This is a genomic window from Alteromonas sp. MMG017, from assembly GCF_018100795.1.
Taxonomy (GTDB): domain Bacteria; phylum Pseudomonadota; class Gammaproteobacteria; order Enterobacterales; family Alteromonadaceae; genus Alteromonas.
In genome coordinates this window covers 324,952-348,563 of the sequence record NZ_JAGJDY010000004.1, presented here as the reverse complement: position 1 = coordinate 348,563, position 23,612 = coordinate 324,952, and the positions used below count along the sequence as shown (strand labels likewise).

Annotated in this window: 20 protein-coding genes; 16 read left to right on the top strand and 4 right to left on the bottom strand. The window is 45.0% G+C overall.

All coding sequences use genetic code 11. The annotated features are described in order from the left end of the window. The first annotated feature begins 266 nt into the window (after window positions 1-266). Genes J8L84_RS08400 through ilvA form a run of 3 tightly spaced genes read left to right on the top strand, consistent with a single transcriptional unit; the run spans window position 267 to window position 4,622 of the window. Window positions 267-1,199 carry a branched-chain amino acid transaminase gene (locus J8L84_RS08400; protein ID WP_211070287.1) on the top strand — a complete coding sequence of 311 codons (933 nt, stop codon included), beginning with the start codon at window positions 267-269 and terminating at the stop codon, window positions 1,197-1,199. A gap of 34 nt (window positions 1,200-1,233) precedes the next feature. Further along, window positions 1,234-3,084 carry a dihydroxy-acid dehydratase gene (gene ilvD, locus J8L84_RS08395; RefSeq protein WP_211070286.1) on the top strand — a complete coding sequence of 617 codons (1,851 nt, stop codon included), beginning with the start codon at window positions 1,234-1,236 and terminating at the stop codon, window positions 3,082-3,084. Beyond that, window positions 3,081-4,622, top strand: coding sequence for a threonine ammonia-lyase, biosynthetic (gene ilvA / locus J8L84_RS08390; protein WP_211070285.1), 1,542 nt, complete (start codon window positions 3,081-3,083; stop codon window positions 4,620-4,622). The genes ilvD and ilvA overlap by 4 nt, the downstream gene beginning before the upstream one ends. A gap of 210 nt (window positions 4,623-4,832) precedes the next feature. Here ilvA and plsB read toward each other — a convergent pair whose 3' ends face one another. Both plsB and J8L84_RS08380 read right to left on the bottom strand, forming a co-directional pair. After that, entirely contained in the window at window positions 4,833-7,280 is a 2,448-nt protein-coding gene (plsB, locus tag J8L84_RS08385) for a glycerol-3-phosphate 1-O-acyltransferase PlsB (protein ID WP_211070284.1), read from the bottom strand. 145 nt (window positions 7,281-7,425) lie between these two features. Next, complete coding sequence (locus J8L84_RS08380; RefSeq protein WP_247670645.1) at window positions 7,426-7,908, bottom strand: GNAT family N-acetyltransferase; 483 nt, start codon at window positions 7,906-7,908, stop codon at window positions 7,426-7,428. A 281-nt stretch (window positions 7,909-8,189) separates the two neighbouring features. Between J8L84_RS08380 and J8L84_RS08375 the strand changes: the two genes are divergently transcribed. From J8L84_RS08375 to J8L84_RS08350, 6 genes are all read left to right on the top strand, one after another. After that, window positions 8,190-10,304, top strand: coding sequence for a TonB-dependent siderophore receptor (locus J8L84_RS08375; protein ID WP_211070283.1), 2,115 nt, complete (start codon window positions 8,190-8,192; stop codon window positions 10,302-10,304). 157 nt (window positions 10,305-10,461) lie between these two features. Further along, complete coding sequence (gene lexA / locus J8L84_RS08370) at window positions 10,462-11,088, top strand: transcriptional repressor LexA (protein WP_057795164.1); 627 nt, start codon at window positions 10,462-10,464, stop codon at window positions 11,086-11,088. 583 nt (window positions 11,089-11,671) lie between these two features. Then, window positions 11,672-12,835, top strand: a complete 1,164-nt coding sequence (gene coxB, locus J8L84_RS08365) for a cytochrome c oxidase subunit II (RefSeq protein WP_211070282.1) — start codon at window positions 11,672-11,674, stop codon at window positions 12,833-12,835. A gap of 9 nt (window positions 12,836-12,844) precedes the next feature. Further along, window positions 12,845-14,458, top strand: a complete 1,614-nt coding sequence (gene ctaD, locus J8L84_RS08360) for a cytochrome c oxidase subunit I (RefSeq protein WP_211070281.1) — start codon at window positions 12,845-12,847, stop codon at window positions 14,456-14,458. A 124-nt stretch (window positions 14,459-14,582) separates the two neighbouring features. Further along, a complete protein-coding gene (locus J8L84_RS08355; RefSeq protein WP_211070280.1) occupies window positions 14,583-15,170 on the top strand; it encodes a cytochrome c oxidase assembly protein in 588 nt (195 codons plus the stop codon). A 25-nt stretch (window positions 15,171-15,195) separates the two neighbouring features. Further along, window positions 15,196-16,092, top strand: coding sequence for a cytochrome c oxidase subunit 3 (locus J8L84_RS08350; protein WP_063457955.1), 897 nt, complete (start codon window positions 15,196-15,198; stop codon window positions 16,090-16,092). 27 nt (window positions 16,093-16,119) lie between these two features. Here the strand turns inward: J8L84_RS08350 and J8L84_RS08345 are convergent, their stop codons facing one another. Beyond that, window positions 16,120-16,329 (bottom strand): DUF2909 domain-containing protein, encoded by a 210-nt coding sequence (locus tag J8L84_RS08345; protein WP_057795172.1) that lies wholly within the window; start codon window positions 16,327-16,329, stop codon window positions 16,120-16,122. Window positions 16,330-16,362: 33 nt separating this feature from the next. Here J8L84_RS08345 and J8L84_RS08340 point away from each other — a divergent pair, with 33 nt between their 5' ends. Genes J8L84_RS08340 through J8L84_RS08315 form a run of 6 tightly spaced genes read left to right on the top strand, consistent with a single transcriptional unit; the run spans window position 16,363 to window position 20,919 of the window. Then, window positions 16,363-17,070 (top strand): SURF1 family protein, encoded by a 708-nt coding sequence (locus J8L84_RS08340; RefSeq protein ID WP_211070279.1) that lies wholly within the window; start codon window positions 16,363-16,365, stop codon window positions 17,068-17,070. Then, a complete protein-coding gene (locus J8L84_RS08335) occupies window positions 17,063-17,608 on the top strand; it encodes a hypothetical protein (protein WP_211070278.1) in 546 nt (181 codons plus the stop codon). Before J8L84_RS08340 ends, J8L84_RS08335 begins: the two co-directional genes overlap by 8 nt. Window positions 17,609-17,616: 8 nt before the next feature. Next, on the top strand, window positions 17,617-18,684 hold the full coding sequence (locus tag J8L84_RS08330; RefSeq protein WP_211070277.1) for a COX15/CtaA family protein: 1,068 nt from the start codon (window positions 17,617-17,619) through the stop codon (window positions 18,682-18,684). Continuing rightward, the gene (cyoE, locus tag J8L84_RS08325) at window positions 18,677-19,645 is read left to right on the top strand and encodes a heme o synthase (RefSeq protein WP_247670644.1); all 969 of its coding nucleotides are present in this window, start codon (window positions 18,677-18,679) and stop codon (window positions 19,643-19,645) included. The genes J8L84_RS08330 and cyoE overlap by 8 nt, the downstream gene beginning before the upstream one ends. Next, the gene (locus J8L84_RS08320; RefSeq protein ID WP_211070276.1) at window positions 19,642-20,310 is read left to right on the top strand and encodes an SCO family protein; all 669 of its coding nucleotides are present in this window, start codon (window positions 19,642-19,644) and stop codon (window positions 20,308-20,310) included. The genes cyoE and J8L84_RS08320 overlap by 4 nt, the downstream gene beginning before the upstream one ends. A gap of 15 nt (window positions 20,311-20,325) precedes the next feature. Further along, window positions 20,326-20,919 (top strand): GNAT family N-acetyltransferase, encoded by a 594-nt coding sequence (locus J8L84_RS08315; protein WP_211070275.1) that lies wholly within the window; start codon window positions 20,326-20,328, stop codon window positions 20,917-20,919. Here J8L84_RS08315 and J8L84_RS08310 read toward each other — a convergent pair whose 3' ends face one another. Further along, a complete protein-coding gene (locus J8L84_RS08310; protein ID WP_211070274.1) occupies window positions 20,920-22,131 on the bottom strand; it encodes a polysaccharide deacetylase family protein in 1,212 nt (403 codons plus the stop codon). A 179-nt stretch (window positions 22,132-22,310) separates the two neighbouring features. On the opposite strand from J8L84_RS08310, the gene J8L84_RS08305 reads away from it, so the two are divergent. Then, window positions 22,311-23,579, top strand: coding sequence for an MATE family efflux transporter (locus J8L84_RS08305; protein WP_247670665.1), 1,269 nt, complete (start codon window positions 22,311-22,313; stop codon window positions 23,577-23,579). Window positions 23,580-23,612 lie beyond the last annotated feature (33 nt).

The window sequence follows — 23,612 nt, the reverse complement described above, 5'->3', positions numbered from 1 at the left end:
AGGAACTGGGTGTTGCTCGTCAATTAAATCTGTAAATTCAATAGCATAAGCTTATTGATTTTATCTGATGTCCTTTGTTTTCACGACAAGCGACAGTGTTTCAATGTCAGTGATAACGCACAGATGCGTAAATTTATGTGTCCGCGCGTCGCGTATTGCATCCAGCGTATTGGGCGCTCGCGCACTGTCATGTATCATTCGTCTCGGTATTAATATTTCCGCAAAACGCGGTTCGGGCTTTACGCTCAATTTTTGAAGGATTACTCATGGCTAAGCAACCTGCCGAACATATTTGGTTTAATGGCGAATTGAAACATTGGAAAGACGCGACTTGTCACGTAATGACGCATGCTATTCATTATGGTTCGTCTGTATTTGAAGGTGTACGTGCATACGACACTCCCGATCAAGGTACTTGTGTTTTTCGTTTAAACGACCACAACCGTCGCTTGTTCGATTCAGCGAAAATCTACCGTATGACTATTCCATACACGTTAGATCAAATTAACCAAGCTACCCTTGATATCATTCGTGAGAACAAATTGAAGTCAGCGTACATTCGCCCTATCGCGTTTTACGGTGATATTGGTATGGGACTTCAAGTGCCTTTCGGTACAGAAGCTGAAGTTGCCATTGCTGCCTTTGAGTGGGGCGCTTACTTAGGTGAAGAAGCACTTAAAAATGGTGTAGATGCTGGTATTTCTTCTTGGAACCGCTTAGCCGCTAACACTATGCCTACTGGAGCTAAAGCCGGTGGTAACTACTTATCTTCACAGCTTATTTCGATGGAAGCCCGTCGTCATGGTTACGGTGAAGGTATTGCCCTTGATACTAACGGTTACATCAGCGAAGGTGCGGGCGAAAACATTTTTGTTATTCGCGACGGCATTGTGATTACTACGCCTAAAACTGCAGCCATTCTTCCAGGTATCACTCGTGATACGTGTATGACGCTACTTAGAGATAAAGGCTACGAAGTTCGCGAAGAAAATATTCCTCGTGAAGCTATGTATCTAGCTGATGAAGTCTTCATGTGTGGTACAGCGGCAGAAGTAACGCCAGTACGCAGTGTAGATGGTATTGAAGTAGGTGCGGGCGGCCGTGGCCCAATCACCAAAGAAGTACAAGATATGTTCTTCGGTCTTTTCAACGGTACTACCGAAGACAAATGGAACTGGTTAACACCGGTTTACAAGTAATTAATTTAGCTATTTATTAAACGGGAAGGATTTTATGCCCAAGTTACGATCTGCAACGACTACGCAAGGTAGAAATATGGCCGGCGCACGCGCTTTATGGCGTGCAACGGGAATGAAGGATTCTGATTTCGGTAAACCTATTATTGCTATTGCTAACTCTTTCACGCAGTTTGTGCCGGGGCATGTGCATCTTAAAGACATGGGTCAATTAGTCGCACGAAGCGTTGAAGCAGCCGGTGGTGTAGCAAAAGAATTTAATACTATTGCGGTAGATGATGGTATTGCTATGGGCCACAGCGGAATGCTTTACAGCTTGCCTTCCCGTGAAATTATTGCTGATGCAGTAGAATACATGGTGAACGCGCACTGCGCCGACGCTATTGTATGTATTTCAAACTGCGACAAAATCACCCCAGGAATGTTAATGGCGTCATTGCGCTTAAACGTTCCTGTTGTGTTTGTATCAGGCGGTCCGATGGAAGCGGGTAAAACCAAGCTTTCTGATCAAATCATCAAACTCGACTTAGTAGATGCTATGGTGGCCGCTGCTGACGATAAAGTAAGTGATTCTGATACCGACGAAATTGAACGTTCTGCATGCCCTACCTGTGGTTCATGCTCAGGTATGTTTACTGCAAACTCAATGAACTGCTTAACTGAAGCGCTAGGTCTATCGCTTCCGGGTAATGGTTCAATGCTAGCGACCCACGCAGACCGTGAAGGTTTGTTCAAAAAAGCGGGTTCGCAAATTGTAGAGCTGTGTAAACGTTACTATGGCGACGATGATGAAAGCGTGTTGCCACGTAACATTGCTAACTTCAATGCCTTTGAAAACGCCATGAGCTTAGATATTGCCATGGGCGGTTCAACTAACACGATTTTGCATTTGTTAGCAGCAGCAATGGAAGGTGAAATTCCTTTCACCATGAACGACATCGATAGACTGTCACGTAAGGTTCCGCACTTATGTAAAGTGGCACCGTCTACCCCGAAATACCATATGGAAGATGTGCACCGCGCTGGTGGCGTATTGGGTATTTTGAATGAATTAAATAAAGGTGGCTTACTGCATGGTGATGCAAACCATGTGTTGGGTAAGTCGCTTACAGAAGTAATTGCCGATTGGGATATCACTAACCCAGAGAATACCGATGCAATTAAATTTTTCCGCGCAGGCCCTGCTGGTATTCGTACTACCCAAGCGTTCAGCCAAAGCTGTCGTTGGGATGAAGCAGATGCAGATCGTGAAGACGGTTGTATTCGTTCGGTTGAAAACGCCTTTAGCCAAGAAGGTGGCCTAGCCGTGTTATACGGTAATGTGGCGGAAGATGGTTGTATCGTTAAAACCGCTGGTGTTGATGAATCTATTTTGAAGTTCACCGGTACTGCACGTATCTACGAAAGCCAAGATGATGCCGTAGCCGGTATTTTGGCAGACGATGTGAAAGCAGGCGATGTGGTGTTCATTCGTTACGAAGGCCCTCGCGGCGGACCGGGTATGCAAGAAATGCTATACCCCACGTCATACTTGAAGTCGAAAGGCTTAGGTAAATCGTGTGCATTGGTTACCGATGGCCGTTTCTCTGGTGGTACAAGTGGTCTGTCGATTGGTCACTGCTCACCAGAAGCTGCCAGTGGCGGTGGTATTGGTTTAGTAGAGCACGGCGATAAGATTGAAATTGATATTCCAAATCGTAGCATCAACATCGCTATTAGCGACGAAGAACTCGCAGAGCGCCGCGCGAAAATGGAAGCCAGCGATAAGCCTTGGCGCCCTAAAGATCGCGTTCGTGAAGTATCAACATCATTGAAAACTTTTGCTGCATTGGCCACCAGTGCGGATAAAGGTGCAGTACGTGATGTATCGAAACTGGAAAATCTATGACCGTTAGCGATCACGACTATTTAAAGAAAATTCTATTAGCCCCTGTTTACGACGTAGCCGTAAGCAGTGAGCTTTCTTACATGTCGTTGTTGTCTGCCGAATTAGGCAATGAAATATTCTTAAAGCGTGAAGATCAGCAGCCGGTAAAGTCATTTAAGTTACGCGGCGCTTATAACCGTATAAGTTCGTTAAGCGAAGCTCAGCTTAGTGCAGGTGTTATCGGTGCTTCAGCCGGTAATCATGCACAAGGTTTGGCGTACAGCGCTAGGCGCAAGGGCATTCAGGCAACTATTGTGATGCCTGAAACGACCCCTGACATCAAAGTGGATGCAGTACGTCGTTTTGGCGGCGACCATGTAAACGTTGTCCTGCATGGCACGAGTTTCGATCAAGCCAGTGGCCACGCGAAAGCGCTTTGTGCAGAACATGGTTACACCTTTGTGCCGCCCTTCGATGACCCTGATGTAATCGCGGGTCAAGGAACGGTTGCTCGTGAACTACTAGAGCAAAACCCTAACCTGGATATTTTGTTTGTTGCGGTAGGCGGTGGCGGTTTAGCGGCCGGTATTGCGGTTTACTTAAAGCAATTAAAGCCAGAGATTAAAATTGTTGCCGTTGAATCGGAAGAGTCTGCCTGTTTTGCCTTGGCGCAAAAAGAAGGTGCACCTGCTGCACTTGAAAACGTAGGCATTTTTGCCGATGGCGTTGCCGTTAAAGTCATGGGGCAAGAAACCTTTAGGCTGTGTAATCGCCTAATTGATGAAACCATGACGGTAACCAACGATGAAATATGCGGTGCCATTAAAGATATTTTTGATGACACCCGTGTTATTGCTGAGCCTGCTGGGGCGCTGTCTGTAGCGGCTATTCGAAAGTATGCCAAGCAGCACGACCTTACCGGTAAGAAGCTGGGCGGCATTTTATGCGGCGCGAATATTAACTTTCATACTTTGCGTTATGTGTCTGAACGCTGTGAACTGGGCGAGCAAAAAGAAGCCGTATTCGCGGTGAAAATACCCGAGCGCAAAGGGGCATTCAAGCAGTTTTGTGAATGTGTTGGCGCAAAAGCGATTACTGAATTTAACTATCGTTATGCTAATGACGACGAAGCTCATATTTTCGTTGGGGTTAAATTAAAAGGCGGTCAGCAAGAGTTCCTAAGCCTGCAAAGCGACTTAGAAGCTAAAGGCTACCAATGCTTTAACTTAACCAATAACGAATTAGCCAAACTACACGTTCGTCACATGGTAGGGGGAAGACCTCCGGCGATATTGAACGAGCAAGTGTTCAGTTTTGAATTTCCAGAGCGCCCTGGCGCATTGCTAACCTTCTTAAACACCTTGGGTGAATCGTGGAACATTACCTTGTTCCATTACCGTAACCACGGTGCGGCAGAAGGGTTAGTGTTGGTTGGGTTTGATATTGCGCCAGAAAGCCGAGACGCTTTCAATGAGCATGTTATTGAGCTTGGCTACAAAGTAGATGAAGTAACACAAGATCCTGCCTATAAGTTCTTCTTGTCACAACCATCTAAGTAAAGAGCAAACCGTTTTCGCTTTACCTCGCTTCACGTTAAGCACGGCTTACCTTGGGGCGAGGTAAAGCGTATTCTAAATCAATAAAAAAGCCGAAGCGTTGTATTCCAACGTTTCGGCTTTTTTGTGGTATCGATAACAATCTTTTCAGTGTACAGCACTATTGTAACTAGTAATTAATAACTAGTTGCAAACACACGGACGGAGTATAGGCTAGTTATGCAATACCACGTTCTCTAGATGCTGGGTCATTTCAGGCCATACTAGCGCCATCACATCATCCCGAAGTGCTTCACACTCTTCAGAGTATTTCAGACTGCCATCTTCTGTGGAGTCTAACCAATGATTGTCTTTTAATGCGCTAATAAAACTAGAAAGCACGTTCTTATCGTAAAACTCAGGTGAGCTTAGCCCATAAAGGGTAGATAAGCGTTCTGCCACTTGGCGGCTAGTGCGTTCAAGTGCGCCGCGACTAATCACTTTCTCTTTATCTAAAATAGTCAGTACTACCGCATAACGTTGCAAGGTTTCTTGCATACAACGGCTTAACAACCATGCTGAATGAAACTGCTTTTGCTGGGCATCAGGTGGAAGTAAATCACCCTCTTTAATACGTAGAAGGCCTTGGTCCACTAACGCATCAATAAGCGCATCGGTATGAGCAAGGGCTTCATCTTGAGATAAATGCAAAAATAGCTCGCGCTGCAACAACGGGTATAGCGCAGCAATTAACTGGAAAACTGACGCTTTACTTGTGCCTTTATGCGCAAATACACAGGCCATAATTAATCCCGGCAATGCGAATAAGTGCAAGATATTGTTGCGATAGTAGGTGAGATAAACCGCAGACTTAGGTTTAGGGCTGATTAATCGACCATAGTCGTCTTCATCAATCTCAAACTTGCCAAGCTTCAAGGTATCGTCAAACAATTCTTTCGCGCTGGCATCAGGTATGGTGGCATCGGCACTGAAAGGTACGTTTTTAAATAAACTGATAAAGTCGCCCATGGCTTGTTTAAGCTCAGACTCACTCATAGTTTGTGTTTTTGATGACAGTAAACACAGCGATGTTAACGCCATGCCATTTACCGCTGCTGCGCGATTTATACGTGTCATGACATTGTTGGCCAATTCGTTTACCGCCGGCGTTAGCCAAGCGGGTTTTTTCTCTGGCTCGGCATCACGGCAATCGCGCCAGTTTGGCACATGGGTTTCTAAAAATTGATTTAGCTGGATAGGCTCACCAAAGTTTACATAACCATGACCGTAGTTCTTAAGCTTGCGAATAGCCGAGAACACTTGCCAGTTAGATTCTTTTTGCTTCTTAGTGCCTTTAAGTTCGTTCAGGTAGCTTTTCACTTCCATCACGTTTTCGTAGCCAATATAGACGGGTACCAAGCTAACAGGCCTATTCACACCTTTAAGCATGGCTTGAATGGTCATGGCTAGCATGCCTGTTTTAGGTGGAATAAGACGACCAGTGCGGCTTCGGCCACCTTCAGGGTAATATTTTACCGAATAGCCTTTATTAAAAAGTAGCTCTAAATATTCGCGGAAAACGGCGGTATACAACTTATTACCGGCAAAACTCCGGCGCAAGAAAAAGGCACCGCCTCGGCGGAAAATCTTACCTACCGGCCAGAAATTTAAGTTAATACCTGCGGCAATGTGTGGGGTTACCATACCTTCATGATAAATCACGTAAGTCAGCAATAGATAATCCATGTGACTGCGATGACAAGGCACGTAAACAATTTCATGGCCGTTTGCGGCTAATTCTCGAATACGTTCAGAGTGGCCAACACTTATGCCGTTATAAATTTTGTTCCAAATACGAGTAAGTAGTCGGTCGCCAAAGCGTATCAGCCCTTCGCGATAATCGGCGGCTATTTCGGTAACGTATGATTGCGCTCTATCTTTAGATGCATCATGGGTAATTTTTTTACTACGAGATTCTTCTGCCATAGCGCGACGCACGGCATCAGAGCCTAGTACACTGTTGTTCAACTCTTGGCGCTCTAACAATGTAGGGCCTGTCATACTTTGGCGTTTACGCTGAAAGTGAGTACTCGCTACTCGTACTAATTTGTGTGCAATACTTTTGTCACTGCCATGTTGGTTTGACATGGCGCGCGCCGATACCGCTTTTGAGTAATTGATAAAATTATCGCGGCCCAAGAACATCACAATGAAGAGTTTTCTCAGCCAACTTGGTGCTGCATTGTCGGCAATAAGATCGGCTAATCCAGGTGTACCTCGCCCAGGCGCTCGGCCCCAGGTTACGAATACTGGCACCACTTGAAGGTCTAATTGATGATGATCTCTGTGCAAATGAAACAAGTCAGTAAACACATCTTCAATACCCGTATCGTCAGCTTGTGAACGAAAAATCGGCTGGGTTTTACGTAAAAACAGCGTAGAAGGGTATTCTCTGCCCGCTAATGTTAGCGTATCAGTCGGGCTCGGTAGGCCTAGTGCTTCTGTTGACATTCTAAGCGCTAATTGATCGGTTACCGAGTTTGCTGGAAGCAAGTAAACGATGGGCTTCGACTTATCAATGCCAAGCTCAGTTTCTACGTTTACGGGAATGCTGTGGGCTTTAACCAGCAACTTAACAGGATAATGAAATAGCGACAAAAGGGCTTTTCGCATCCACGACATGAATTCTGTAATCCTATGAAATTAAAACGGGTGAAGTGTACCACATCTCGAGCAATGTCATGCAGAGGCCGTGGGGCTGTTTAGAAGAGTCATTAGTTTAAATTGTCCCCATAGCATATTGATTGAGCGTGTTTTTACTCACATATCACTTGGTGGCAGTACCTTTGTAATGCATAGCCACATCGCAGCGTTCATAAGCACAACCAAATTTTTGCATGATTTCTTCACAATGAACAAAGCCATTTTTCTCATAAAGATGGATGGCGGCCTCACACTTCTTATTCGTTAAAAGAAATAACGTATTAAAAGCAATAGCAGGGGCGTTATTCAATACATATTGCAACAAGCCTTCGCCTACTTTTAATCCTCTTGCTTCACTGACCACACCCATCTTAGTAAGTTCGAATACCCCATCCCCTTTTTTCATTAATGCGCATGTACCTACAATGCCAAAATCGGGATGTTCAGCAAACCAAATGTATCCACCCTTGTCGATAATATTACACTGAGGATTGCCAATAACGGCCTCATCAACGCTCTCTAAACGAAACATCTTGGTGATCCACTCTCTATTTATGCGGTCAAAATGAGGGGCTAGCTCGGGGGTATAGTCGAGGAAATGCAACATGAGGAATTAAATACTCTGATTAAAGATAAATAGAAGAAAGGTTACTTTATGCCTTAATGCCAAACTTGTCACCTCGGCGCAAACCTAATTAAAGGTGCTGCTCTTATTCATTATTGCTATCTAAACAGACTGTCTAGTTAAGCTGACGCTTTCATTTATAACAAAAGTTTAATTTTTATTAATACACCTTTTAATTATAAATAAATCTAACTAGAATCCGCTATAAATAAGAATATCTATCATTTTCAATACTGTTTGAATTATCACTTGAGGAGACTTGCTTGAAACTTGGTAAAGCAACTATTTCTACTGCTGTTTTATTGGCGCTTTATGGCACACCTGTTTTTGCACAAGACACTATGCCTGAGTCAGATGAAAGCGTTGAGCGTATTACCGTACGCGGCGCATTCTTCGGCCAACAAGTCGCCACAGCGGTTAAAACCCCTACATTATTAGTTAACGTGCCACAGTCAGTATCGGTAGTAAGTGCACAGCAAATTTCAGAACAAGCATTGTTTAGTATTGCCGATGTTATGCAATACACGCCAGGTGTGAGCATTGGGCTGGGTGAAGACCATCGCGATCAGGTGACTATTCGTGGTCAGAACACTACTGCCGATTTCTTTGTTGATGGGCTTCGCGATGACGTTCAATACTTCCGCCCCCTATATAATTTAGAACGCGTTGAAATATTGCGTGGTGCCAACGCGCTTTTATTTGGTCGTGGCGGCGGCGGTGGTGTCGTTAACCGTGTGACTAAAGTGGCCAGTAGCGCAGAAGACTTCACCACACTGTCAGCAGGTATAGATACCTTTGGCGCTGGCTCTATTAGTGTAGATACCAATAAAGCCATAGATGCGAACAATGCTTTTCGTTTTAATGGTGTGTTTGACAGTATTGATAATCATCGTGATTTTAAAGATGGTGAACGTTACGCCATTAACCCTACCTACACATGGATGGCTTCAGACGACACCACGGTTGTAGCATCTTACGAATACGTAAACGATGACCGGTTAGTAGATAGAGGTATCCCTTCATTAGATGGTGCGCCGCTAGATGGCTATGACGATACCTACTTTGGTGATCCCGACTTCAACAATACCACGCTTGAAGCGCATATTGCCCGTGTGCGTGTTGATCACGCACTATCGCAACATTGGAACTTAAACGGTACCGTTCAGTTTGCTGACTATGATAAAGCTTATCAAAACTTGTACCCCGTTAATTTTGATGCTGATGCAGGTACGGTTACCTTAGACGGGTATCGTGATACCACTACTCGTGAGAATGCGTTGGTTCAATTAAACCTTATTGGGCAGTTTGCCACAGGTGATATTAACCATACTTTATTAACAGGAATGGAGTACGGCAGCCAAGATACAGAAAACGCGCGCCGTGATGCATTTTTTGCCGATAGCCAAGATGATCAAGTATCCTTCGTGTTCAGCGATCCATTGGTTATTCCCTCAATGACGCTAACAGACCCAGTAAGAGATCGTGCATCAGAAGTCACCTTTACTTCAGCTTTCGTACAAGATGAAATTAAGCTTAACGATAATTGGATTGTGGTGGCCGGTCTTCGCTACGATAACTTTGATATCGACGTGGTAGACAGTATTGAAGTGGCTAATGGTGCTGACGATGGTAACAGCGGCTTTCTATCAAGTTCTGATTCACAAGTGTCGCCTCGTGCAGGCTTAATTTACAAGCCAGCGGAATCAGTATCAGTCTACGCGAGTTACAGCAAATCGTTCCTACCGCGATCAGGTGATCAATTTCTTACCCTTTCTCTTTCAAGCCAAGCGCTAGAAGCTGAAGAGTTTGAAAATAAAGAAATTGGCGTGAAGTGGAATTTATCTGACTCGCTCAGCGTAACCGCAGCAGCATTTGAAGTGGAACGTGAAAACGGCACAGCGCAAGATCCTAACAACCCAGAAGCGTCTATTTTAACCGGTACCGAAACCAAAGGTTTTGAAGTGCAGGTGGTGGGTAAACTTTCAGAGCGTTGGGTAATAAATGCTGGTTACAGCAACCTCGATGGCGAAGAAATGGGTCGAATTGTAGATGGCACATTGGCGAACCGTGACTTAGCGCAGCTACCAGAACATATGCTGACGTTATGGAATCAGTATGAAGTAAATGATAAATGGCGAGTTGCATTAGGCGTGATTTATCAATCTGAGCAGTATGCTTCATTAAATAATACGGTTGAGCTACCTGACTTTGTTCGCGTAGACGCTGCACTTTATTACGACTACAGTGAAGACGTTAAAATTCAGCTAAACGTGGAAAACCTATTCGACGAAGATTATTTTCCGTCTGCACACAACGACAACAATATTGCCACCGGCGAGCCGCTTAATGCACGTTTGAGCTTGCAATATAAGTTTTAGTCACGCTAAATAGTAGTGATATACAAAGCGGCCTTCATGGCCGCTTTTTGCATTCTAGTTAGGGCGGTGTAAAAAACATGCTTTGCAAAGCTTTGTGCTTGTCATTTCCTTTTAGGTGTATATACTTACAGGAACTGTATAGACAGACAGGTCTTTTATGCGCCCACTCACAGCAAGACAAACAGAAGTTCTCGAGCTTATAAAAACAACCATGCTCGAAACTGGCATGCCGCCTACCCGTGCAGAAATTGCCCGTCATTTAGGTTTTCGCTCTGCGAATGCCGCTGAAGAACATTTAAAAGCGTTGGCCCGAAAAGGTGTCATCGAGATTCTTCCAGGTACTTCCCGTGGTATTAAATTGAATATCCCCCTTGAAGATGAAGCTCCTGAAGAAGAAGGGCTACCTCTTATTGGCCGAGTAGCTGCGGGCGAGCCTATTTTAGCGCAAGAGCATATTGAATCTCACTATAAGGTCGACCCTGCTCTGTTTCAGCCTCACGCTGACTTCTTACTTCGTGTAAGCGGTATGAGTATGAAAGACATAGGTATACTTGATGGTGACTTGTTAGCCGTGCACCGCACTACGGATGTTCATAATGGGCAAGTGGTAGTAGCACGTGTTGATGAAGACGTTACCGTTAAACGCCTTGAAAAGCGTGGTCGCGAAGTATTACTTCATGCTGAAAATGACGAATTCTCTCCTATTAAGGTCGACTTAGCTTCAGAGCCTTTTTCCATTGAAGGGATTGCCGTTGGTGTTATTCGAAATGCTGACTGGATGTAACCTTTTAGCTATTTAATAAAGAAAGCGGCTTATAGGCCGCTTTTTTGTATGTTTAATATACCTTGCTTGTACAATAATCTTGTTTAAGCCTAAGAAATACCTTAAAAGCCAGCAGATCTGGCTCCCACATTTTATCTTCTATTTATGTCACCCTTTTTGGTACTAGCGAATACTATTTCAGTCATCTAGTCTGTTTGAAAAACATTCACTATTAAGTGACTACCTTTTGATTATAAGAAACTTATAGCCATCTTCTATTTGCCTATCTCGTTCAAAATGAGCGTTTCAAACGGGCACACTAATTACCTGTATAGCGTCCATACGCTGTGACGTGAGTCATTTCTCTTACATACAACTTTTGGTTAAAAATTGAACGCTGTAATTGTTTTTTCTTAGAAAAGACTAGACTTGTGCGTTTTATTGAGCAATTCTTATACTGTATTTAACAAAATAATAACAATAGCTGTAACTTTGTTTTACAACTAAGGCTAGGTCTTTCAGTTAAAAGTTGGATTTCGGGTATCAGTTGCCAGAAGCGCAGCGCAACCAGTGCGTAATGCTTCTGTTATAACGGAGGTGTTGAGTGAAACGAGTAACGACACAAGCGGCAAAGTGGCTCTGCGGGCTTCCACTTTTGCTTACCTCGCCACTACTGTTTGCTGATGTAGCAACGGGCGAAGGCTCTTCCATAAATTTGCGCCGAGGCGCAACCGACATAAGTGGTCAAGTATACGACCTCCACATGTTGATGTTCTTTATTTGTATCGCAATTGCCGTTGCGGTTTTTGGGGTTATGTTTGCCTCAATGTACTTACACCGTAAATCCAGAGGGGCGAAACCCGCTCACTTCCACGAAAATGTAAAAGTGGAAATTGCATGGACCGTAGTCCCTTTCATTATTCTTATTCTAATGGCTATTCCTGCGGCCAAAACCCTTATTGCGATGGAAGATACCAGTGAGCCCGATCTTACTGTTGTCGTTACAGGATCTCAGTGGAAGTGGCATTACCGATATATGGACAGAGACGTTGAGTTCTATTCGTTAATGGCAACTCAGCGAGAACAAATTGAAAACAAATTCGAGAAAGGCGCGAATTATTTGCTTGAGGTCGACCGTCCACTGGTGATCCCCACAGGGCAAAAAGTGCGCTTTCTTATTACCTCAGATGACGTTATTCACTCGTGGTGGGTACCAGATTTTGCGGTGAAAAAAGATGCTAACCCCGGATTTATTAATGAGTCTTGGGCAAAGGTAAACGAGCCTGGTATTTATCGTGGGCAGTGCGCCGAGCTTTGCGGAAAAGATCATGGCTTCATGCCAGTTGTGGTCATCGCTAAAGAGCCTGCCGAATTTGATGCGTGGATGGATGAACAAGAAGAAGCCGCTCGCCAAGCGAAAGAGGAAGAGCAACGTCTACTGTCAATGAATATGTCGATGGATGAACTTATGGATGAAGGCAAGCGGGTTTATAACGCCACCTGTGCAGCTTGCCATATGCCTAACGGCGAAGGGTTACCTGGCGTTTTTCCTGCGCTTAAAGGCAGTGAGATGGTTCTTGAAGACCAAACTGCCCATATCGATATTGTGTTGAACGGTAAAACCGGAACGGCCATGCAGGCGTTCGGAAAAATGTTAAGCCTGAAAGACATTGCGGCTGTGGTGACCTACGAGCGAAATGCGTGGGGTAATAACACGGGCGATATGGTGCAGGCCAAAGATGTTAATGCCGTCGTTAATGGGAACTAGGAGTGCGTAATGAGTAAAGCAACTGATGTCATTGCGCCGGATACCTCGGCGCATCACGAAGATCATGACCATCATAGTCATATTCCAAAAGGAATAACCCGATGGTTGTTTACCACTAACCACAAAGATATAGGCACCTTGTATTTATGGTTCGCCTTTATCATGTTTTTAATTGGTGGCGCCATGGCAATGGTGATCCGCGCTGAGCTATTTCAGCCTGGATTACAAATTGTTGAGCCAAACTTCTTTAACCAAATGACCACAGTGCACGGCCTTATCATGGTATTTGGTGCGGTAATGCCAGCCTTTACGGGGCTCGCAAACTGGCTAATTCCTATGATGATAGGTGCACCAGATATGGCTCTGCCGCGAATGAATAACTGGAGTTTCTGGATATTACCCGGTGCCTTTCTGATATTACTTAGCTCGCTCTTTTTAGAGGGGGGCGGCCCAGCATTTGGGTGGACCTTCTATGCACCGCTTTCTACCACCTACAGCGGCGACTCGACGGCGTTGTTTGTGTTCTCGGTACATATTATGGGTATCTCATCCATTATGGGGGCGATTAACGTCATTGTGACCATTTTCAATATGCGTGCCCCTGGCATGACGTGGATGAAAATGCCTTTATTCGTATGGACTTGGCTCATCACTGCTTTCTTACTTATTGCAGTAATGCCGGTCTTGGCGGGGGCTGTCACCATGGTGCTGACAGATAAGTTCTTCGGCACCAGCTTCTTTGATGCGGCAGGTGGTGGAGACCCCGTTATGTTCCAGCATATCTTCTGGTTCTTTGGGCATCCCGAGGTGTACATAATGATATTGCCAGCCTTTGGCATTATCTCTCAAATTGTCCCTACATTTTCTAGGAAGAAGCTGTTTGGTTATGCCTCAATGGTGTACGCCACAGGCTCTATTGCGCTGCTGTCTTTTGTGGTGTGGGCTCACCATATGTTTACCACCGGTATGCCGGTGTATATGGAAATGTTCTTCATGTTTGCCACCATGCTTATTTCGGTGCCAACAGGCGTGAAAGTCTTCAACTGGGTGGCGACCATGTGGCGCGGCTCTCTTACCTTTGAAATGCCCATGATGTTTGCCATTGCGTTTATCGTATTGTTTACCATTGGGGGACTGTCAGGATTAATGCTAGCCATCGTGCCCGTCGATTTCCAATACCACGATACCTATTTCGTGGTCGCACACTTCCATTACGTTCTGGTCACCGGTGCCATCTTCTCGATTATGGCTGCGGTGTACTATTGGTTACCCAAGTGGACAGGAAAAATGTACCACACGGGGCTAGCAAAATGGCATTTCTGGTGCTCACTTGTGTCTGTAAATGTGTTGTTCTTCCCTATGCACTTTGTGGGGCTAGCTGGTATGCCACGTCGTATTCCTGACTACGCCTTACAATTTGCTGACTTTAACAAATGGATAAGCCTTGGCGGCTTTGCCTTTGGGTTGTCGCAGCTCATCTTCTTAGCATTGTTAATTAAGGCCTGTAAGAAGCAAGGTGAGCCAGTATCTGCTCAAGTGTGGGAAGGTGCTGAGGGACTAGAGTGGGAAATACCTTCTCCAGCACCCTATCACACCTTTGAAACGCCGCCGGTTGTTAAATAAGAATAAGAAGTAATGCCAGTAAGGTAAGTAGAACAAGCAGTACAGGTAATGAAAGCAAAGCAGGCAAAATAGTCGCTAAATTGTGATCATGTATCAGCACAAAAAGTAGGCACGGGAGGTAACCATGACACAAACCAATGCAAACAACAAAATGGTGATAAAACTCGTCGTTATTGTGTTTGGTATGTTTGGTTTTGGGTTCGCCTTAGTGCCACTTTACGACGTATTTTGCGATGTTACCGGTATTAATGGCAAAACCGAAAATACCGCAGCGGTATATGAGTCTATCGAAATAGATGAAAGTCGTGAGGTAACGGTGGAATTTATCACCCGCACCAATACCGGTATGCCGTGGGAATTTCGAGCGCAAACTAGCCGTATGAAAGTACATCCAGGGGAACTAAATACGGTGTCGTTTTACGTCAGAAACCCGGCATCTAACAATATGATGGCGCAAGCTATTCCGTCGGTTTCACCAGGTATGGCGGCGCTGTATTTAAATAAAACGGAATGCTTTTGTTTTAATCAACAGCCTTTAAGTGCCGGGGCTGAGGCGTACATGCCCATGCAGTTTTATGTCGATCCACAGCTTCCTGAAGATATTAGTTATTTTACTGTGCAATACACCCTGTTTGATGTGACCGCGCGAGCAAGTGACATGAAAACAAAACCGAATCCCTACATGGTCCCTCAACCTGAAAGTGGTAAATAACAGGTATTGGGATAAGGAGAGAGTAATGCAGCAAGAATATCAGAAATACCCAGATTATCAGAAATACTATGTACCAGCACAAAGCCCATGGCCGATTGTCGGTGCGGTGGCGCTATTTTTAATTGCCGTTGGCGCGGGCAACTTTGTCATTGAAGCCACTAAAGGTGAATCAGGCTATGGAGGTTATACACTTCTCGCTGGGTTTGTCGTATTGATGGTGATGTTGGTTGGCTGGTTTAAAAACCAAATTGATGAGTCTATGTCTGGGCTTTATAGCGACCAATTAGGTCGTTCTTATCGGCAGGGAATGAGTTGGTTTATCTTCTCTGAAGTTATGTTCTTTGCCGCCTTCTTTGGCGCCCTCTATTACGCCCGATTCATTTCAGTGCCTTGGTTAGGCGGTGCATCAAATAACGCGATGACTAACGAAGTGTTATGGCCCACCTTTGAAGCTATGTGGCCGCTTGTATCAACCCCTGGGGGCATTACTACTCAGGAAATGAGTGCGGTTGGCCTACCCACCATCAATACCGTTATTTTGCTTATATCATCGGTCACATTGCACTTTGCTCATGTTGGTTTAGAGCAGAACAAACGCAAGCAACTCACCGTCATGTTAGGCGTTACTATCTTGTTGGGAATTGGTTTTTTATTCTTACAAGTTGAAGAGTATGTTCACGCCTACCGCGACCTAGGGCTAACGCTACAGTCAGGCATTTACGGTAATACCTTTTTCATGCTGACGGGCTTTCACGGTATGCACGTGACGCTTGGCACCATCATTCTGATTGTTATGTTTTTTAGAGTGCTAAAAGGGCATTTTACGCCGCATAACCACTTTGCCTTTCAAGCCGGAAGTTGGTATTGGCACTTTGTTGATGTGGTGTGGGTGATGCTTTATATCTTTGTTTACGTTTTATAAACGCCGATAAAAAAACGCAGCCAAACCCTAGTACGGTCGAGGGTTTGGCGTAATTAAACCGGTGCCAATTGCCACTAAAATTAAAATCACAATAATGGCAGAAGTGAGCACCCTGCGACCGATGTATTTACTCATTGGACCGTCTTTGGGATCGTTTTTCATCATGACTCGCATGGCCATAAAAAGGTTAACGATCATGAAAAGCACCAATGCAACCAAGATTATTTTTATCAACATATAGACCTCAATAGTAGTGTGCAGGTTGGCCAAATGAATCAGGTTAGAGCATCCAAATTAATCGCTATCGTCATTACCAGTTTATGTGTAATGGCGATGTGTGGCTTGGGGGTCTGGCAACTAGACCGAATGGCACAAAAGCAACAACGCCTCGCTAGCATAACCGAAAAACAGGGGAAAGAAAGCCTGTCGCTCATTGATGCCCTTTCAATGAAAGCGCCCGAAGATCGAGCAGTAACTTTTGAAGGTACGCCAAACGGTGACAAGGTGTTATTGCTCGATAACCAAATACATGAACAACGGGTAGGTTACGACGTGCTGGCGCCAGTGCAAACCAACGCAGGGTGGGTTTTGGTTAACTATGGTTGGTTGCCTGCACCAGATTTATCACGCTCGCTACCGGCTGTGAAAATTAGTCACCACTCACAACAATTTGAAGGAGTGGTGAGTCTGCCCAGTCATAACCCGTTAGTAAAAGAAACGCTTACATCAGCATCACGCTTTCCGGCACGTATTCAGCAAATTTCAATCAGTACCGCCAGTGAATTGCTATCACTTAACTTATTACCTTATGTAGTAGTACTTACCGCAAAGAATGACCTTTTTGTTAGGCGTTATAACAGTGTTGTCATGCCGCCTGAAAAGCATTTGGGTTATGCCATTCAATGGTTTGGTCTTGCTATCGCAGCCGCCTTGATTGGCGGTTTCGCAATTATGAAAAAAGGACGTCAATATGAGTAATCCGGCCTCGAAGAAAACCTTAATTATCATGGTCGCCGTGTTCGTGCTACCAGTAATTTTAGCTAAGCTTGCGTTAGAGAATGACTGGTTCAACCAAGGTGCTACAAATAAAGGTGCGTTGCTGCAGCCTACCATTGATGTTTCATCGCTTTTAGAAGGCACAGAGCCAAAATGGCGCTTGTTGTATGTCTTGCCTGAAAATTGTGATGCCATTTGTGAAAATGCATTGTTTAGCATTAATCAAGTGTGGCTGGCGTTAGGCAAAGAGTCTGACAGGGCAGAAGCTTTAGTTTTGTTCACTGGAAAAAGTGATGTAACAGCACTAGAGCAACTATCTGAGTACGCCAACGTGCATACCTTGAGCCTCAGCGATGCCCCTATCACCAACCTTAAACAGCAAAGTGTGTATATCGTCGATACCTTAAATAATGCCATGTTGTATTACCAAATAGACAGTGACAGAAGCACTGCTGTAATGGAAAGTCGAAGCATGCTGGCCGACATTAAAAAGCTTCTGAAACTATCTCGGATTGGGTAGGAGATGCTATGAAAAAACTGGTGCTGTTTAGCCTTTTTCTTGCTGCAATAGTCATCATTTTAGGGGCCTATACTCGCCTTACTGATGCTGGCTTAGGCTGCCCTGATTGGCCGGGATGCTACGGTAACCTTACCGTGCCGTTAAGCGATGCGAAAGTTGCCGCAGCCAATACGGCGTTTCCAGAGCGCCCTGTGGAAGCGCACAAAGCATGGAACGAAATGATTCACCGCTATTTTGCAGGGGCATTAGGGCTATGTATTTTGGCCATTGCTGTTATTGCAGTAAAGCAGCGTCATAAGGGTACACCCGTTAAGCTGCCTTTATTGCTGCTCGGTCTTGTGACTTTTCAGGCGGCGCTTGGCATGTGGACAGTCACCCTCAATTTATTGCCTGTGGTGGTTATGGGGCATTTGTTAGGAGGCTTTAGCGTACTAAGTTGTTTATTTTTACTTTATTTACGCCTTAGAAAGCACAATGCAGTTAGCGTGCAACAACCCAAAAGCACTACGGCGCTACCATTAAACGAGGGTGCCTATTACCCGGGTAAAAACAACAAGCTGACTGCAATGGCATTTTTAGGTATGGCTATCTTAGTAGGGCAAATCGCCTTAGGCGGCTGGACATCAGCTAACTACGCAGCCCTCGCCTGTACCGATATGCCAATTTGTGAGCCTGGCTGGCAGCAGCGGTTAGATTTTCAAGGCGCATACAGTGTGCCCGAAGCACAAAACTATGAGTTTGGCGCACACAATTATGGTGAGCGAGCCACCATGCATATCGTGCATCGGTTCGGCGCTGTCATTACCTTTGTTTACCTTACGGTATTGGCTTTCATGTGGCTACGAAGCAGTAAGTTATCACCGGCGGTGAAAAAAGGGTGTGTACTCATGCTAGGAGTGCTATGTGTGCAGGTCGCGCTTGGTCTAAGTAACGTTTTGTTTAGTTTACCTTTGTTTATCGCGGTATCGCACAATGCAGTTGCCGCCATGCTATTACTTACATTGATATGGCTGACATGGTCAGTTGCTCCTTCAACCTCTTCTTTCTCCTATTCTACTGGAGGTCATCATGGCTAAATCTATCCCTTTAAATAACGCTGTTGCAGCTAAGCACTCGCCAATCTCGCAAACAAAGAGCAACTCTCAAATAAAGAGCAACTCGCATGCAAAAATCAGCTGGCGCGACTATTACGAAATGACAAAGCCTAATGTGGTGATGCTACTTTTACTCACGGCGTTAGTGGGGATGTGCTTAGCCTCGCCGGGCTGGGTAGATGCCACCGCGTTGGTGTGTGGATTACTTGGTATTGGTATGTTGTCGGCATCGGCCGCAGTGATTAATCATGTGGTCGACCATAAAATCGATAGCCAAATGGCCCGTACCTTTAATCGGCCTGTGGCGAAAGGGAAAGTGAGTATCGCTAAGGCATCGTGGTTTGCTGCGGGCCTTGGCGTAATGGGCTTTGTTGTATTGAGTTTATGGGTGAACATGCTTACCGCTTGGCTTACCCTTGCTAGCTTAGTGGGCTATGCCGTGGTGTATACCATGTTTCTAAAACGGGCCACGCCGCAAAATATAGTGATCGGGGGTATAGCAGGTGCTGCACCGCCGCTTCTCGGCTGGACCGCTGTCACCGGTGAAATTCATGCCCATGCGTTGTTGTTAGTACTCATTGTGTTCACGTGGACCCCCCCACATTTTTGGGCATTGGCTATTCATCGTGAAAAGGATTACGCAAAAGCGAAAGTGCCCATGCTACCGGTTACCCATGGGGTAGAATTTACTAAAACCTCGGTGCTACTTTATACTGTGTTGCTTAGCTTGGTGTGTCTATTGCCTTACTTGGTGGGCATGAGCGATTTAATTTACCTTATTGGCTCTTCGCTTTTAAATATTGGCTTTATGTATTACGCAGTAAAATTGAAATTTGCCGCCACAAGTCAAACGGCGATGAAAACTTTTAAGTTCTCAATTGTTCATCTCATGGTATTGTTTGTAGTATTGTTATTCGATCATTACGTACCACTGAGTTTATGAACCGACGGATTTTTGTAGGCGTTGTTGCGTTATTAGCATTATTGACTGGGGTGTTTGGGGCAATTTACTTGTCGCCAACGGGGCAGTCTAATGGCAGTTCTCCCGAATATTTTCAGGCTTACCCTGAGCCTCGCGCCATTGCGCCTTTTTCGCTGACTGACAATAAAGGAAATGAATTTAACCAAGCTTCGCTAGAAAATCAGTGGAGCTTGTTGTTTCTTGGTTATACATTTTGCCCCGATATTTGCCCGACTACGATGGCTGAACTGAACAGCATTTACCCACAAATGCAGGCGATTGAGTCTGAATTTCCTATTAAAGTAGTGTTTATTTCTATCGATCCAAATCGTGATTCGATTAAAAGGTTAAACGAATACATCGGCTACTTTAACCCCAACTTTATTGCCGCGACCGGTGAGCATAAAGCCTTGTTTCCCTTCGCTCGAAACTTAGGCATGATGTACGCAATTGCTGAAAGTACAGACAATCCTAATTATCTTGTCGATCATAGTGCATCTGTAGTGCTCATTAATCCTAAAGCACAGGTGATAGGACGTTTTAAGCCAAAACGTGAACCTGGCGAATTGTCGATTAGTGACGCACAGCAAATTCTCAATGATATGCCAGCGATTACAACATCATTTAATTCAAACTCGGCACTATAGGTGGGCATGGGAGGCATGGATATAAAAATCCGACAAGGTCTTGTGTCTGATGCTGGCCAAGCGGTGCCCTTATTATTAAGTGCCGCTGAAGATCTATTGGTTTCCGTTTTTGGTAATGGTGATACAAAGCATACTCTCGATTTTTTAACCCATGCATGGAAAGGTAAGTATGGGCAATATGGCTGTAATAATCACTGGGTAGCGGTAGTCGATGATGCTGTTGTAGGTGTCATTACGGCGTGGCATACCAAGTTGGGGCCAGTATTTGACCGTGCTTCGTTAGACAGCATTACCACCTTCTACAATCTCGATGATGCGATGGCAGTACTAATGCGCAATCAAGCGGTTGCTGTAGGCTTAACCCCTCCAAGTGCGACAGAGCTTATGTTAGGTCACGTAGCGGTAGATAGCATTGCTCGGCGCGGCGGAATCGGCAGGGCTATGATTGCCCACATGCGTGATTACGCCATAGAACTTAAAAAGCGGGCATTGGTGCTAGACGTGCAAATTAGCAATATCGCGGCTATTCGATTTTATCAAAATGTTAATTTTAAAGAGCAATCAGTGAACGGCACCTTCGTGCGTTTTGTTCATGCACTTTCAGCTTAACTAATCTGGGTAATTCCCGTTCTTATCTGCAACAAAAAATGGCTGAGAATACCAATAATACCTTCCTGATTGAGAATTTGAGGGCGCGGTACAATTTACTCTCGAACGTCCAACAGGAAGTGCTTGAGTAATACTGAAGGTAACAGCATTGCCTTCAACATTTGTTTCAACCGGAGAGCCTGAAAAGAAGCAATTTACTTGGCTTAAGCGGACATCATCGCCCTTAATAGTTAGCGTTATAGGGGGGAGTATCGAGTCTTCACTAGAACCTTGTACCCTATCTCGATTTACCTCAGGGATATGCTCACCTTCGAAGCTGGTCGATAATAGCGGCATAGCGATACTGTTTAGTTTGGTTTTTAGTGTTTTTAAGTTGGCATAAGGGCCTGCTGCGGGAAAGCGAGGTAAAGCTTGAAAGTTACTGTGAGGGCCTATAGCGCCTGAGTGTTGACCGAACGCAATGTAGCCTTCTTGGGCAATCTTATCTGCTAGCTTTTGGTTGAACTCACCAAAAGGATAGGCCAAATATTTAAGTGACTCCCCAATTTTGCTATCAATAATGGCTTCGGCGTCTGCAACATTCTGCCATACCCTTTCAAGCCAAGCTTCATCGCTAGTTTCGCTATCAGCACCATTGTTAGACGTTCTGCCATCAAGCATATGCAAGTGATCAAGTGTATGGTTAGCGAAGGTGACACCATCGTTATGCATCGCCTTAACTTGTTCCCAAGTAAGCTGGCTTCTATTGCTGCCAATTTCCCCTGGATTAATAAATATAGTGTAAGGGAACCCCATATCAACCATGATGGGGTGGGCATTTTTGAGGATGTTTTCATAGCCATCGTCGAAAGTAACGACCACGGTATTGGAAGGCAGTGGTGTGTTATCTAAAATAGCGTTAACCACTTTTGCTAAAGGTAAAACAGTGTGGTGTTGTTTTAAATACGCCATGTGTTGCTTGAACATATCAGGCGATATACTGGTGCTTTTCGGCGTGTTTTCAGACACATGATGGTAAAGCAAAATAACACCGTTTTGAGTAAGAATTTCACGGGTTGGCTGCGTAGTGTTATCAGTAGCAGCCAGACTGTAGCCAGAAAAACAAATAAGAGAGAAGAGTGCTAACCAGCGTTGTCGGTTGCCTTTCATTTGCGCCAAAGCAGCGTCACATTTAATCCACGAAATGATATTGAAAGGCATGATAAACTTCATGTTTTCTCCGAGTTGAAGTTGATGTAATAGCAGTGATTTTTACTGCGTGTCAGCACGGCGTCCTACTAATGCAGAGACTATAATTAATGCAAAAGCGAGTGCAAGAAGATAAGCAATCTCTACGCCAACCTGAGTCGTTCTGGCACGATCATACACGCTTACTCACATTAGCGCTGCCCATGATTTTGGCCAATATTACCACCCCTTTGTTAGGTTTGGTGGATACGGCTGTTTTGGGGCATATGTCTGCGCCTGCAATGTTAGCTGGTGCGGCAGTTGGGGCGCTTATTCTTACCCAAATTTATTGGGTGTGTGGTTTTCTACGTATGTCTTCAACGGGGTTAAGCGCACAGGCAAGAGGGCATAAAGATGCCACACTATCCTCTGCCAAAGTGCTTTGGCAAACCCTTGCTGTCGCCTCAATTTTAGGGCTGTGTTTACTTGTATTACAAGAGCCTATACTCACAGCTGGGCTAGCACTGGCGAGCCCATCAGATGCAGTAGCGGTGCATTTAACTGAGTACTATCAGGTGAGGGTGTGGGGCGCGCCAGCGGCTATGCTGAACTTAGCCCTTATCGGCTATTTGGTGGGCCAGCAAAAAACGCGAACGGTGATGGTCATCCAGATAGTGGGTAATCTCGTCAATGCTGGGCTAGATATCACTTTTGTTTTTGGACTGTCGATGTCGGTGGCAGGGGTGGCCTTAGCCAGTATTATTGCTGAATACGCCATGGCATTTATGGCTTTGTATGTTGCGCTAAAACAGGTGCGGGGTATTTCCCCAGAAGCGAACTGGTTTAATCGAGCAGCGCGAAAAATATTAATGAAGCTCAATACTGACATGCTGCTGCGTAACTTAGCATTACAAGCCTGCTTAGCGTTTTTGACGATACAAGGTGTACGGTTTGGCGAAATGCCGGCGGCGGTGAATGCAATTCTACTGCAGTTTTTCGTATTAATAGCGCTAGGATTAGACGGGGTCGCCTATGCAGTAGAAGCGCTGGTGGGCGAAGCGAAAGGCGCAAACAACGCCGTAGAAATAAAGCGCAGAACATACCAAGGTTTGTTTTGGTCATCACTGTTTGCAATAGGCTATAGTGCTATCTTCTTTTTTGGCGGGCACGGCATAATAAGTCTGCTCACTGAGCATCAAAATATTGTGAATGCAGCGGTAACCTACCTTCCACTAATGGTTATTTTGCCGCTACTGGCACATTGGTGTTTTTTGTACGACGGTGTATTTGTTGGCCTTACAAAGTCATCCTCTATGCGCGATACCATGATTATTAGTGCTATCGCGGTATATTTCCCTGTGTGGTTTTTTACCCAGTCCCTCGGTAATGTCAGCTTATGGTACGCATTGCTCGCGTTCTTACTTGCCCGTGGTATTACCCTTGGCTGGAGCTTTGAACGGCTAAGTAAGCGCAATGCATTGTGTAACAGCTAATTTAACCTAAGTCACGCAACCCCCAACTAAGCT